This is a genomic window from Pseudomonas sp. SA233, from assembly GCF_054792385.1.
Genome location: NZ_CP096449.1, coordinates 5,584,871 through 5,598,230 on the forward strand (window position 1 = coordinate 5,584,871; position 13,360 = coordinate 5,598,230).

Sequence of the window (13,360 nt, forward strand, 5' to 3'; positions counted from 1 at the left end):
CATCTCCTACATCGGGTGATGGGGTGGAAAAATGATGTGGATCAGTATTAATCCGATCACACCGGTGCAACAAACGACCTTTATTCCGCATATCATTCCGTCAGGTAATGATTTGAGCCGCAGAGACCGCTATGTCCAAACGCCTGGTGCCCTCCATGACCGCCCTGCAGTGCTTCGAAGCTGCAGCCCGCCATTTGAGCTTTACCCGTGCCGCCGAAGAGCTGCACCTGACCCAGAGCGCGGTCAGCAAGCAGGTGGCGCAGCTTGAAGACATGCTGCGCCACCACCTGTTCCTGCGTATCCGTCGCCGCCTGCAACTGACGCCGGCGGGCAGCCTGTACCTGGCCGAGGTCAACAAGATCCTCACCCAGGTGGATATGTCCAGCCGCTATGTGCTCACCTACGGCGAGCAGACCGAGATATTGAAGGTAGCCACTCAGCCGAGTTTTGGCGTGCGCTGGTTGATCCCGCACCTCAAGGGTTTTGGCAAGCGCCACAACAACATCCACCTGGACATCCGCAACGAGATGGAGCCTTTCGCCCTGCTGCAAGGTTCGGCGGACGTGGTGTTCTTCTATGGCCAGGGCACTTGGCCGGGGGCCACCTGCATGGAGCTGTTCGGTGAAGAGGTGGTGCCGGTATGTGCGCCGGAGTTGCTGGCCGGGCGTGAACTGAACGATGCCGGAGAGCTGGCCGAACTGGTGTTGCTGCAGAGCACCTCGCGGCCAGAGGCCTGGCACGAGTGGTTCCTGGAGTTGGGTTTGCAGAGCGTCAGTGCCTACCACGGGCCGCGCTTCGATACCTTCTACATGGCCTTGAGCGCGGCGCAGGCCGGGTGCGGGGTGGCGTTGGTGCCGCGCTACCTGGCGGCGAAGGAGCTGGCCGAGGGGAGTTTGGTGGTGCCGTGGAACCATGCAATGCGCAGTGCCGGGGCGCATTACCTGGCGTATGCCGAGCATGCGGCGGAGGTGCCCAAGGTAAGGGCATTGGTGGAATGGATTCGTGAGCAGCTATCGACCTGAGGGCCTCTTCGCGGGTAAACCCGCTCCCACAGGTATCACGCAAGGCCTGAACCCTGTGAGGTACCCTGTGGGAGTGGGCGTGCCCGCGAAAGGGCCCTTGAGGTCGATCAAAAAAGGAATGACACACTCACTTTTTTTCGCTTGTGAGCAAAGTGCATTCCCAGCTTTCATGTAAGCGTCCGAACCCAACCAGGAAGCTAGCGATGCCCGCCCACGATTTCGTCAGCCCCGACAGCATCCGCGCGCAGTTCTCTGCCGCCATGTCGCTCATGTACAAACAAGAAGTGCCCCTGTACGGCACGCTGCTGGAGCTGGTGAGCGAAATCAACCAGCAGGTAATGGCCCAGCAACCCGAGGTTGCCGAAGCCCTGCGCTGGACCGGCGAAATCGAGCGCCTGGATCAGGAGCGCCACGGCGCCATCCGTGTGGGCACCGCCGCAGAACTGGCCACCATCGCCCGGTTGTTCGCGGTCATGGGCATGCAGCCGGTCGGCTACTACGACCTCAGTTCCGCTGGTGTGCCGGTGCATTCCACCGCTTTCCGCGCGGTGCACGAGCAGTCGCTGCATGTCAGCCCGTTCCGCGTGTTCACCTCGCTGCTGCGCCTGGAACTGATCGACAACCCGCAGCTGCGCAAGCTGGCAGAGAGCATCCTGGCCAAGCGCCAGATCTTCACCGCCCGCGCCCTAGAGCTGATCGACCAATGCGAGCGCGATGATGGCCTGAATGCCGCCGATGCCGAGGCGTTCGTGCAGGAAGCGCTGCACACCTTCCGCTGGCACCATGACGCCACCGTCACTGCCGAGCAGTACCAGCAGTTGCACGACCAGCACCGCCTGATCGCCGATGTGGTGGCCTTCAAGGGCCCGCACATCAACCATCTGACCCCGCGCACCCTGGACATCGATGCAATCCAGCTCGGCATGCCGGCCAAGGGCATCCCGCCAAAGGCCGTGGTCGAAGGCCCGCCCACCCGCCGCCACCCGATCCTGCTGCGCCAGACCAGCTTCAAGGCCCTGCAGGAAAAGGTTGCGTTCAGCGACCAGCAGGGCAGCGAAGGCAGCCACACCGCGCGCTTCGGCGAAATCGAGCAACGCGGCGCGGCGCTGACGCCGAAAGGCCGCCAGCTGTACGACAAGCTGCTCGACGCCACCCGCGCCGCCCTGGGTGGCGCCCCGGCCGAGGCCAATGCCGAACGCTACATGGCGTTGTTGAAGGACACCTTTGCCGAGTTCCCGGACGACCTGGCGCAGATGCGTGAACAAGGGCTGGCCTACTTCCGCTACTTCGCCACCGAAAAAGGCCTGGCTGCGCGTGACCAGGACGACCGCCCAACCACGCTGGAAGGGTTGATCGAGGCAGGCCATGTGCACTTCGAGGCGCTGGTGTACGAGGACTTCCTGCCGGTGAGCGCGGCGGGGATCTTCCAGTCCAACCTGGGTGACGATGCGCAGGCCGAGTACGGCAGCAACGCCAACCGCGATGCGTTCGAAGCGGCGCTGGGGCTGCAGGTGCAGGATGAGCTGGCGCTGTATGCGCAGAGCGAGCGTCGGTCGCTGCAGGCGTGTGCACAGGCGTTGAACCTGGGCTCGATGTAAAGGCATTGCGGCCTCTTCGCGGGTAAACCCGCTCCCACAGGCTCGGTGCAGTCCTTGAGGCCAGCGCGGTCCTGTGGAAGCTTCGGCGCAGGCCTTGAGGCCAGTACTGTGCCGGTGGGAGCGGGTTTACCCGCGAAGAGGCCGGTACAGGCGATCAGAGGGGCGGCAGGATCTGCACATCCGGCAAATCCATCGCCGCCACCTCCTCTTCCAGAAACGCGCTCAAACGCCGCAACCGCTCGCCCCCCGGCCGAGTGCGCGGCCACACGAGGTAATAATCCATCCCGCTGGGCACCGCCGTCGGCCAAGGCAAGCTCAAGCGCCCCTGCGCCACATCTTCGGCCACCATCAGCAAATCACCCATGGAAATGCCATAGCCACGCGCAGCGGCAATCATGCCCAGCTCCAGGGTGTCGAACACCTGCCCGCCCTTGAGCGAAACCTTGTCACTCAACCCCATGCGCTCCAACCATTCCCGCCAGTCGCGCTTGTCCACCGTGGGGTGCAGCAGCTCTATGCAGGCCAGCCGACGCTCGTCCCAGGGTTCCTCGTCGAGCAGGTCTGGCGCACCCACGGGGATCAGCAGCTCCGGGAACAACCTGCGCACTTCCCATTCCGGCGGGAACACCCCGTCGCTGAGCAACACCGCGCAATCGAACGGCTCCTGGTTGAAGTCCACATGGTCGACATCCATCCAGGCGCTGGTCAGCTGCACTTCGTTGCCAGGCTGCAAGTGGCGAAAGCGGCTAAGGCGCGCCAGCAACCAGCGCATGGTCAGGGTCGAGGGAGCCTTCATGCGCAGGATGTCATCCTCACCGCGCAAGGTATCGCAAGCCCGTTCCAGCGCGGCAAAGCCTTCACGCACACCGGGCAGCAGCACCCGCGCCGCTTCGGTCAGTTGCAGGCTGCGGCCGCTGCGCACGAACAGGCGGCAGGCAAAGTGCTCCTCCAGCGTGCGGATATGCCGGCTGACCGCGCTCTGGGTAATCGACAGCTCTTCGCCGGCACGGGTGAAGGAGCTTAGCCGCGCGGCGGCTTCGAATGCGCGCAGGGCATACAGCGGGGGGAGCTGACGGGACATGAGGCACCTGCCATACGGGGCTGTGAAATGAATCACCGGGAAGCATATATACATGAGTCAGACTCATGCCAATGATCGCTTTTATCCTTTTGTGCAAAGTTGACCAAAGCCTCAGAATCGCCCTTCGTTGATCACCCCAGGAAAAGGACTGCCCCCATGCATGTCGCGCCCACCACAGAACTCAAGGCTTTGCTGCGCCTGGCCGGGCCGCTGATCGCCTCGCAGTTGGCGCACATGCTGATGGTGCTGACCGATACCCTGATGATGGCCCGCATCAGCCCGCAAGCCCTGGCTGGTGGCGGCCTGGGCGCGGCGAGCTACTCGTTCGTGTCGATCTTCTGCCTTGGCGTGATCGCTGCGGTCGGCACCCTGGTGGCCATTCGCAAGGGCGCCAACGACATCGAGGGCGCCACCCGCCTGGCGCAAGGTGGCCTGTGGCTGGCCTGGGGCCTGGCGCTGTTCGCTGCGCTGGTGCTGTGGAACCTTGAGCCGGTACTGCTGCTGTTCGGGCAAAAGCCCGAGAACGTTGCATCGGCCGCCGAATTCCTCACCCTGCTGCCACTGGCGCTGCCCGGCTACCTGACCTTCATGGCGTTGCGCGGCTTCACCAGCGCGCTGGGCCGGTCTACGCCGGTGATGGTCATCAGCCTGGTCGGCACGGTGCTCAACTACCTGTTCAACGTGGCGCTGATCGAAGGCATGTTCGGCCTGCCCAAGCTGGGCCTGATGGGCATCGGCCTGGTCACCGCGGTGGTGTCGATGGGCATGGCCATTGCCTTGGCACTGTATATCCGCTGGCACCGGGCCTATGCTGCCTACCCACTGCGCAAGGGCCTGTCGCGCCCTTCGCTGCCGGCCCTGCGCGAGCTGTGGCGGCTGGGCCTGCCGATTGGCGGCACCTACATGGTGGAAGTCGGCCTGTTCGCCTTTGCCGCGCTGTGCATGGGCGTGCTGGGCAGTACCGAGCTGGCGGCGCACCAGATCGCCCTGCAGATCGTCTCCACGGCGTTCATGGTGCCGACCGGGTTGTCGTATGCGGTGACCATGCGCGTGGGGCTGTACTACGGCGCCGGCAACCTGCTGGCGGCGCGCAGCGCCGGGCGGGTGGGCATCGGCTTCGGGGCGATGATCATGTTTGCCTTCGCCGCGTTGTTCTGGCTGCTGCCCGATGCGCTGGTGGGGCTGTTCATCGACCGTGACGACCCGGCATTTGCGGCGATCTTCCAGCTGGCGGTGCAGTTGCTGATGGTGGCTGCGTGGTTCGAGCTGTTCGATGGCATGCAGACGATCGCGATGGGCTCGATCCGTGGGCTGAAGGATGCCAAGACTACCTTCCTGATCGGCCTGGTGTGCTACTGGCTGGTGGGGGCGCCGAGCGCCTGGCTGTTCACCTTTACCCTGGGCGGTGGCGCGGTCGGGGTGTGGTGGGGGCTGGCGTTGGGGCTGGCGTGTGCGGCGGTGGCACTGACCTTTGGCTTTGAGTGGCGGATGAAGCGGCTTTTAGGCAAGGCCGGGATTGGTGGAGCGGCGACGGCTTCGGCCTGACTTGCGGGCCTCTTCGCGGGTAAACCCGCTCCCACAGGGACTGCGCAGGGTCTGAATCCTGTGCAAAGCCTGTGGGAGCGGGTTCACCCGCGAAAGGGCCCTAAAGGGCTGTGCCCAACTGGCAGCCGGTCGCCTGCAGCAAGAACTCCATCAACTCCCCCACCGGCAGCGGCTTGCTGACCAGGAAGCCCTGCACCTGGTCACAGCCAAACCCGCGCAGCAACGCCATCTGCTCTTCACTCTCCACACCTTCGGCCACCACCTCGAGGTTGAGGTTGTGCGCCAGGTTGATCATGGCGTGCACAAGCTTGCGGTTCTCCTCGCGCATTTCCATCTCCGCGACAAAGCTCCGGTCCACCTTGAGCAAGGTGATCGGCAGGCTGTTTAGGTGCACGAACGAAGAGAACCCGGTACCAAAATCATCGAGCGAGAAGCGCACGCCCAGGCGCCCCAGGGCGTCCATGGTCTGGCGTACCAGCTCGTTGCGGCGCATCACCGCCGTTTCGGTGAGCTCGAATTCGAGCCAGCGGGCATCCACACCATGTTCGAGAATCAGGCGGCTCAAGGTCGCCAGCAACTGGCTGTCCTGGAACTGGCGGAAGCTCAGGTTGACCGCCATATGCAGCGGCTCCAGGCCGCGCTCGCACAGTGCCTGCATATCGCGCAGGGCTCGGGAAATCACCCAGTAGCCCAGCGGCACGATCAGGCCGCTCTGCTCGGCCAGCGGCACGAACTCGCTGGGCGGCAACAGGCCACGCTCGGCATGCCGCCAGCGCACCAGCGCCTCGAGGCCGACGATATGCCCGTCGGCCAGGTTCAACCGCGGCTGGTAATGCAGCTCCAGCTCATCCCGGCGCAGGGCGCGGCGCAATTCGCTTTCCAGATCCGCAAGGCTGCGGGCGTTGCGGTTGATACGTTCGTTGAACACATGGAAGGTGCAGCCCTGGCTGCCCTTGGCCTGGCGCATGGCGATGTGCGCGTGCCACATCAGCGGGTCGGCACCACCCTGGGCGCGGGCATGGGCCAGGCCCAGGCTGCAGCCCAGCAGCAGGCTTTCGCCGTCAATCCAGTAGGGTTCGGCCAACGCCTCGACAATCCGCTCGGCAATCCACTCGGCACGGTTGGGGTCGCGTCGGGTGTCGATCAGCAGGGCAAACTCGTCGCTGCCCAGGCGCGCCAGTTGGTCGCCCGCCTCCAGTTGCTGTTTCAGCCGCGCCACCACCTGCAGGATCAGGCGGTCGCCGCTCTGGTGGCCAAGGGCGTCGTTGACGTGGCGGAAGTTGTCCAGGTCCAGGTGGCCGAGGGCAAGGCCACGGCCGTCGTTCTCGGCCAGGCGCGCGGTCAGCAAGGCCTGGAAGCCCTGGCGGTTGGCGATGCCGGTCAGCGGGTCCTGCTCGGCCAGGCGCTGCAAGGTGGCCACCAGCACGCCGCGCTCGCGCACATGGCGCAGCGAGCGACGCAAGGTGTCGGCATTGAGCTGGTCACGCACCAGCCAGTCACTGACGGCGCTGGGCGCTAACTGAGGCTCGTGGTCGAGCAGCAGGATGGTCGGCAGCTCGCAGCGTCCAGGCGCGGGCTGCAGGGCCGGGGTTGCCAGCACGACAGCCTGGCGGTCCTGGTTGAACAGGCTGTCGACCGAGTCCCAGTTCGGCGCCGTCAGCAGCACGGCGCTGCCACCCTGGGCAGGCATGCACTCACGTAGCAGCGCGCCCCATTCCGGCTCATCGGCCAACAGCAGCAAACGCAATGGTTCGACAGGCGTGGACAAGCGGGCTCCTTAGGCTTCACGGTGCAACGGAAACTGCCAGGTATGCTACTGCATTAATGAAAATGATTTTCAATTTAATACATGTTTTTACGGGTGTAGCATCCCGACGTATTTTGTCGTGCATCCTGCGCGAAACTGCGCCAGCCGGCAAATCCCGTTTACATATTTGACTCAGACGTCAGACGGTCGCGCCACAAACGCCCCATGCCTGTTAGAATGCGCGGCTATTTTCTGGCGACCCCCGGTTTCTAGCATGTCCCGACTCAATCCCCGGCAGCAGGAAGCCCGTGACTATGTCGGCGGCCCTCTTTTGGTGCTCGCCGGTGCAGGCTCGGGCAAGACCAGCGTGATCACGCGCAAGATTGCCCACCTCATCCAGAACTGCGGCATCCGTGCCCAGTACATCGTGGCGATGACCTTCACCAACAAGGCCGCCCGCGAGATGAAGGAACGGGTCGCCACCCTGCTGCGCCCGGGGGAAGGCCGCGGCCTGACTGTGTGCACATTCCACAACCTGGGCCTGAACATCATCCGCAGGGAGCACGAGCGCCTGGGCTACAAGCCGGGTTTCTCGATCTTCGACGAGTCCGACATCAAGGCGTTGCTGTCGGACATCATGCAGAAGGAATACTCCGGCGACGACGGCATCGACGAGATCAAGAACATGATCGGTGCCTGGAAGAACGACCTGATCCTGCCCGCCGAGGCCCTGGAGAAGGCGCGCAACCCGCGCGAGCAGACTGCCGCCATCGTCTACACCCACTACCAGCGCACGCTCAAGGCGTTCAACGCGGTGGACTTCGACGACCTGATCCTGCTGCCGGTCAAGCTGTTCCAGGAACACCCCGATGTGCTGGAGCGCTGGCAGAACCGCGTGCGCTACCTGCTGGTGGACGAATACCAGGACACCAACGCCAGCCAGTACCTGCTGGTGAAGATGCTGATCGGCATGCGCAACCAGTTCACCGTGGTGGGCGACGACGACCAGTCGATCTACGCCTGGCGTGGCGCCCGGCCGGAAAACCTGATGCTGCTCAAGGAGGACTACCCCTCCCTGAAAGTAGTGATGCTGGAGCAGAACTACCGCTCCACCAGCCGCATCCTGCGCTGCGCCAACGTGCTGATTGCCAACAACCCGCACGCGTTCGAGAAGCAGCTGTGGAGCGAGATGGGCGTGGGCGACGAGATCCGCGTCATCCGCTGCAAGAACGAGGAAGCCGAGGCCGAACGCGTGGCCATGGAAATCCTCACCCTGCACCTGCGCACCAACCGCCCGTACAGCGACTTTGCCATCCTCTACCGCGGCAACTACCAGGCCAAGCTGATCGAACTGAAGCTGCAGCACCACCAGGTGCCGTATCGCCTGTCGGGCGGCAACAGCTTCTTCGGCCGCCAGGAGGTCAAGGACCTGATGGCCTACCTGCGCCTGCTGGTGAACCCGGACGATGACAACGCCTACCTGCGGGTGATCAACGTACCGCGCCGCGAAATCGGCTCCACCACCCTGGAAAAGCTCGGCAACTACGCCACCGAGCGCGGTATTTCGATGTACGCCGCCAGCGAGGAGCTTGGTCTGGGCGAGCATCTGGACGCCCGCTATACCGAGCGTTTGCAGCGCTTCAAGCACTGGCTGGACGGGGTGCGCCACAAGGTTGCCCTGGAAGACCCGATTGCCGCGCTGCACGAGATGATCCGCGATATCGACTACGAGAACTGGATCCGTCAGCAGACCGCCAGCGACAAGGCTGCCGAGTTCCGCATCAGCAACGTCTGGTTCCTGGTCGAAGCGCTGAAGAACACCCTCGAGAAGGACGAAGAGGGTGACATGACCATCGAGGACGCCATCGGCAAGCTGGTGCTGCGCGACATGCTCGAGCGCCAGCAGGAAGAGGAAGAGAACGCCGAAGGTGTGCAGATGATGACCCTGCATGCCTCCAAGGGCCTGGAATTCCCCTACGTGTTCATCATGGGCATGGAAGAGGAAATCCTCCCGCACCGCTCCAGCATCGAGGCCGACACCATCGAAGAGGAACGCCGCCTGGCCTACGTGGGCATCACCCGCGCGCGCCAGACCTTGGCCTTCACCTTCGCCGCCAAGCGCAAGCAGTACGGTGAAATCATCGACTGCACGCCCAGCCGGTTCCTCGACGAACTGCCACCGGACGACCTGGCCTGGGAAGGCCTGGACGATGCGCCGGTCGAGGTAAAGGCTGCACGGGGCAACAACGCCTTGGCCGATATCCGGGCAATGCTCAAACGCTGATCAACCATTACTCTTTAACTTTGCCGCTATTTGCGGCCACCTTTGCTACATCGAGGAAAACAAAGTGGAAGCACTGCATCAGAAGATTCGCGAAGAAGGCATCGTGCTTTCCGATCAGGTTCTCAAAGTCGACGCGTTTCTCAACCACCAGATCGATCCGGCGCTGATGCAGCTGATCGGTGACGAGTTCGCCCGCCTGTTCGCCGACGCGGGCGTGACCAAGATCGTCACCATCGAAGCCTCGGGCATTGCCCCGGCGGTGATGACTGGCCTGAAGCTGGGCGTGCCGGTGATCTTCGCCCGCAAGCACCAGTCGCTGACCCTGACCGAGAACCTGCTGACCGCCTCGGTGTATTCCTTCACCAAGCAGACCGAGAACACCGTGGCCATCTCGCCGCGTCACCTCAACAGCAGCGACCGCGTGCTGGTGATCGACGACTTCCTGGCCAACGGCAAGGCGTCGCAGGCCCTGATCTCGATCATCAAGCAGGCCGGCGCCACCGTGGCCGGCCTGGGTATCGTGATCGAGAAGTCGTTCCAGGGCGGCCGTGCCGAGCTGGACAGCCAGGGCTATCGCGTCGAGTCGCTGGCCCGGGTGAAGTCGCTGGAAGGTGGTGTGGTGTCCTTCATCGAATAAGGCCGCTACGCGATCTCTGTGGGAGCGGGTTTACCCGCGAATGCGATTTGGGATGCGCCATCGCATTCGCGGGTAAACCCGCTCCCACAGGGGACAGTATGTCCGAGCGTTTATTTTGCAGCCTGTAAGCCCGCCAGCAGCAACCGCTGGTAAAGCTCTTCCTTCAGCCCCTGCGGCTGATCCAGCTGCATCCGCGCAAGATGCCTCGCATACCCCTCGGGGCCCGGCGCATCCAGCGCTGCCTTGCCCAGCTCCAGCACCTCGCTCAGCTTGAACTTGCTCTTCAACCAGTTCAGCGCCCGCAGCAAATCCCGCTCTTCAGCCGTAAAGTCCGTGCCCAGCGGATACTCCGGGAACAACCGCGAGTGCCGCGCCCTGATCGCCTCCAGCCGCTGCGGCGTATTATCGGTAAAGCACGCCTCCAGTTGAAAATCCTTGGCCAGCTTGCCGGCATCCTTTGCCTGCTCGATCAGCCCCTGCTGGAACCGCGAATCACATACCGCCAGCAACCGCGCAATCACCTCGCTGTCGGTCTGCCCACGCAGGTCGGCAATGCCGTACTCGGTCACCACGATATCGCGCAGGTGCCGGGGGATGGTGCAATGGCCATAGTTCCAGAACAGGTTCGAGGTCACCTCCCCGCCCGCCTCACGCCAGCTGCGCAGCAGCAGGATCGAACGCCCGCCCTCCAGCGCATGGCCTAGGGCAACGAAGTTGTACTGCCCGCCCACGCCACTGAGTACACGGCCATCCTCCAGCTGGTCGGCCACCCCGGCGCCGAGCAGGGTCATGCCGAACACGGTGTTGATGAAGCGCGCATCACGGCGTTGGCGGCGCTTGAGTTCCTCCTGCCCGTACAGCTCGTTGATGAAGCTGATACGCGTCATGGCAAACCGTGCGCGCTGTTCCAGCGGCATGTCGCGCAAGCGCTGGTAGAACGCCTGGGGGCCGAGGAAGAAACCGCCATGCAGCACTGCCGCCCCCTGCTCGTCCGCCGGGCGCCGCAACAGGCCCGCTTCGGCCAGCGCCAGCAAGCCGTTGACGAACATCTCGCTGCAGCCGTACAGGCCTTGGGCGAAGGTATCCAGGCCCCCTTCCCGTTCGATCAGCGCTTGCCACGAGCCAGCACCCAGCGCGTCGAGCACGGCACGATAACAGGCGTTGTCACCCTGGCGCGCCAGCAGTGCGGCAGCTACCGCATCGCCCATGGCACCAATGCCGATCTGTAGCGTGCCGCCGTCGCGAACCAGGCTGCTGGCGTGCAGGCCGATGCAGTGGTCCTGGGTGTTGACCGGCATGTTCGGCGTGGAGAACAGGCGGCGTTGCTCGGCTGTATCGATCAGCAGGTCGAACGCATCGATGGGTAGCTCGGCGTCACCCGGCATGTAAGGCAGCTCGGCATGCACCTGGCCGAGCATGAGGATGGTCTCGCCGGCGGCGCGGCGCTTGGCGATCATCGGCAGCAGGTCGAGGGTGATGTCGGGGTTGCAGGCCAGGCTCAGGTGCACCGGCCTCTCGGGCGTGGCGGCCACCAACTGCGCAATCAGGTTCAGGCCCTTGGCGTTGATGTCACGTGCGGCGTGGCTGTAGTTGCTGCTGATGTAGCTCTGCTGGGCCGACGCGCTGTGCAGCAGGCTGCCCGGCTGCATGAAGAACTGTTCGACGCGAATGTTGGATGGCAACGTGTCGTTGCGCAGGTCGGTGAGGTAGGCGAGTTCTTCGTAGTCGGCGAAAACGCGTTCGACAAAGGGTTCGAGAAAGCGCCGTTGCAAACCGTCACCCAGTGACGGACGTCCGAGGGACAGGGCCGTGTAGATGGTCAGCTGCCGTTCGGGCAGCTCGCGGATGCGGGCGTAAAGCGCGTTGACGAAGGCATTGGGCTTGCCCAGGCCCAGCGGCAGGCCCATGTGGATGTGGGCTGGCAGGCGCGACAGGACTTGCTCGACGGCCTGATCGATGGAGCAGAGGTGCATCGGGGCCTCCTGAGACATCCATGGGTTCAGGGGTTGGACATGGGCTTTGGTGGGTTGGTTGCCTGTGCCGGCCCTTTCGCGGCTAAAGCCGCTCCTACAGAGACCTCACTGCCCTTGAGTCCTGTGCTGCACCTGTGAGTTCCCATAGGGGGCCCACAATCCTTGAAGCCTGCACTGTACCTGTGGGAGCGGCTTTAGCCGCGAAAGGGCCGGTAAAGGCGCCACAAAAACAAAGCCCGCCATCAACGGCGGGCTTCATGCAATTCAGCTGTTTCTCACAGCCCGGACATTTTCTTGATCGCCCCTTTCAGGTCGTCATCCGAGCAGTCTGCGCAGGTGCCTTTCGGTGGCATGGCGTTGATGCCGGTAATGGCCTTGGCCAGGATGCCGTCCAGGCCGCCCTGGTGGTCGGCGCGTTCCTTCCACGCCGCGGTATCGCCAATCTTCGGTGCGCCAAGCAGGCCGGAGCCATGGCAGGCATTGCAATGCTTGGCGATGATCTCGTCCGGCGTCTTGGCACCACCGCCACCTGCGGCGGCGGCCACTTCCATGCCTTTGCACTCCTGGCCCTGGACGCACACCTGGCCAACCGGCTCCAGGCGTTTGGCGATGTCATCATTGGTCGCAGCGGTTGCGCTCATTGCCCAGAGGGCGAATACGGCTGCTGGTACGGCCAGCATCTTCTTGATTTGGTTCACGCGAACACCCTCATGGTGGCTAATCACGCTCGCGGCCACGGATCGGCGAGCGTTGAAAAGTATAGCGGGAACCCAGAAGCCGTGAAACGACCCCACACAGGAAAGGGGTATTGCCGAATCAATGCACTGCGCTGGATCAAAAGTTTGAAGGCGTCGCCGCACTGATCAGCCGCGCCGGCCGGTCGAACGGGTTGCGAAAGCGGTGCGGGCGGGTGCTTTCGAAGTAGTAGCTGTCGCCCTCTTCAAGGATGAAGATCTCGTTGCCGACCACCAGCTCCAGGCGGCCTTCGAGCAGGATGCCGGTTTCTTCACCGTCATGGGTAAGCATTTCGGCGCCGGTGTCGGCACCCGGTGGATACACCTCGGTGAGAAAGGCGATGGCACGGTTGGGGTGCGACTTGCCGACCAGCTTCATGGTCACCGCACCGTCGGAGATATCGATCAGCTCATGAGCCTTGTAGACGATCTGCGTGGGGCTTTCAGGTTCCAGTTCGACCGAGAAGAACTCGACCATCGACATGGGAATGCCGCTCAGCACCTTGCGCAGCGAGCTGATCGACGGGCTCACGCTGTTCTTCTCGATCATCGAGATGGTGCTGTTGGTCACGCCGGCACGCTTGGCGAGTTCACGCTGGGACAGGCCCTTGAGCTTGCGGATGGCTTGCAGTCGTTCGCCGACGTCCAAAGCTGGAGCCTCCTGAAACAGTGGAAAGGGGGGTGGATGTGAACGATATCATGGCAATGCCGTTCAGTATTTACAACACACACCCCTCAA

The 13,360-nt window shown here is 63.5% G+C and carries 10 protein-coding genes; 5 read left to right on the forward strand and 5 right to left on the reverse strand.

The features are described from left to right. Positions 1 to 131: 131 nt before the first annotated feature. Both M1D87_RS25580 and hglS read left to right on the forward strand, forming a co-directional pair. Complete coding sequence (locus tag M1D87_RS25580; protein ID WP_013974770.1) at positions 132 to 1,022, forward strand: LysR family transcriptional regulator; 891 nt, start codon at positions 132 to 134, stop codon at positions 1,020 to 1,022. Between the two features lie 203 nt (positions 1,023 to 1,225). Then, positions 1,226 to 2,620 (forward strand): 2-oxoadipate dioxygenase/decarboxylase HglS, encoded by a 1,395-nt coding sequence (gene hglS / locus M1D87_RS25585; protein WP_421091512.1) that lies wholly within the window; start codon positions 1,226 to 1,228, stop codon positions 2,618 to 2,620. 154 nt (positions 2,621 to 2,774) lie between these two features. Here the strand turns inward: hglS and M1D87_RS25590 are convergent, their stop codons facing one another. Further along, positions 2,775 to 3,701, reverse strand: a complete 927-nt coding sequence (locus M1D87_RS25590) for a LysR substrate-binding domain-containing protein (RefSeq protein WP_015272317.1) — start codon at positions 3,699 to 3,701, stop codon at positions 2,775 to 2,777. Between the two features lie 156 nt (positions 3,702 to 3,857). On the opposite strand from M1D87_RS25590, the gene M1D87_RS25595 reads away from it, so the two are divergent. Then, the gene (locus tag M1D87_RS25595) at positions 3,858 to 5,246 is read left to right on the forward strand and encodes a NorM family multidrug efflux MATE transporter (RefSeq protein WP_421091513.1); all 1,389 of its coding nucleotides are present in this window, start codon (positions 3,858 to 3,860) and stop codon (positions 5,244 to 5,246) included. Positions 5,247 to 5,346: 100 nt separating this feature from the next. On the opposite strand, the gene M1D87_RS25600 is transcribed toward M1D87_RS25595, so the two are convergent. After that, positions 5,347 to 7,014: a putative bifunctional diguanylate cyclase/phosphodiesterase gene (locus tag M1D87_RS25600; RefSeq protein WP_039612321.1), complete on the reverse strand. Its 1,668-nt coding sequence runs from the start codon at positions 7,012 to 7,014 to the stop codon at positions 5,347 to 5,349. A gap of 253 nt (positions 7,015 to 7,267) precedes the next feature. On the opposite strand from M1D87_RS25600, the gene rep reads away from it, so the two are divergent. Then, positions 7,268 to 9,277: a DNA helicase Rep gene (rep, locus tag M1D87_RS25605; protein ID WP_015272320.1), complete on the forward strand. Its 2,010-nt coding sequence runs from the start codon at positions 7,268 to 7,270 to the stop codon at positions 9,275 to 9,277. A 64-nt stretch (positions 9,278 to 9,341) separates the two neighbouring features. Continuing rightward, positions 9,342 to 9,914 carry a xanthine phosphoribosyltransferase gene (locus M1D87_RS25610; RefSeq protein WP_003253535.1) on the forward strand — a complete coding sequence of 191 codons (573 nt, stop codon included), beginning with the start codon at positions 9,342 to 9,344 and terminating at the stop codon, positions 9,912 to 9,914. 110 nt (positions 9,915 to 10,024) lie between these two features. Here the strand turns inward: M1D87_RS25610 and M1D87_RS25615 are convergent, their stop codons facing one another. The 3 genes from M1D87_RS25615 to M1D87_RS25625 all read right to left on the reverse strand — a co-directional run bounded on the left by M1D87_RS25615 (position 10,025) and on the right by M1D87_RS25625 (position 13,270). Further along, entirely contained in the window at positions 10,025 to 11,887 is a 1,863-nt protein-coding gene (locus M1D87_RS25615) for an acetyl-CoA hydrolase/transferase C-terminal domain-containing protein (RefSeq protein WP_123085531.1), read from the reverse strand. Positions 11,888 to 12,162: 275 nt separating this feature from the next. Further along, positions 12,163 to 12,567, reverse strand: a complete 405-nt coding sequence (locus tag M1D87_RS25620) for a c-type cytochrome (RefSeq protein ID WP_038408395.1) — start codon at positions 12,565 to 12,567, stop codon at positions 12,163 to 12,165. Positions 12,568 to 12,721: 154 nt separating this feature from the next. Then, positions 12,722 to 13,270 carry a cupin domain-containing protein gene (locus M1D87_RS25625; RefSeq protein ID WP_013974777.1) on the reverse strand — a complete coding sequence of 183 codons (549 nt, stop codon included), beginning with the start codon at positions 13,268 to 13,270 and terminating at the stop codon, positions 12,722 to 12,724. Positions 13,271 to 13,360: the final 90 nt, after the last annotated feature.

Coding starts and splice junctions, on each gene's coding strand:
- M1D87_RS25580 (WP_013974770.1), top strand. CDS start 132: ATGTCCAAACGCCTGGTGCCCTCCATGACCGCCCTGCAGTGCTTCGAA.
- M1D87_RS25590 (WP_015272317.1), bottom strand. CDS start 3,701: ATGTCCCGTCAGCTCCCCCCGCTGTATGCCCTGCGCGCATTCGAAGCC.
- M1D87_RS25615 (WP_123085531.1), bottom strand. CDS start 11,887: ATGCACCTCTGCTCCATCGATCAGGCCGTCGAGCAAGTCCTGTCGCGC.
- rep (WP_015272320.1), top strand. CDS start 7,268: ATGTCCCGACTCAATCCCCGGCAGCAGGAAGCCCGTGACTATGTCGGC.
- M1D87_RS25595 (WP_421091513.1), top strand. CDS start 3,858: ATGCATGTCGCGCCCACCACAGAACTCAAGGCTTTGCTGCGCCTGGCC.
- hglS (WP_421091512.1), top strand. CDS start 1,226: ATGCCCGCCCACGATTTCGTCAGCCCCGACAGCATCCGCGCGCAGTTC.
- M1D87_RS25620 (WP_038408395.1), bottom strand. CDS start 12,567: ATGCTGGCCGTACCAGCAGCCGTATTCGCCCTCTGGGCAATGAGCGCA.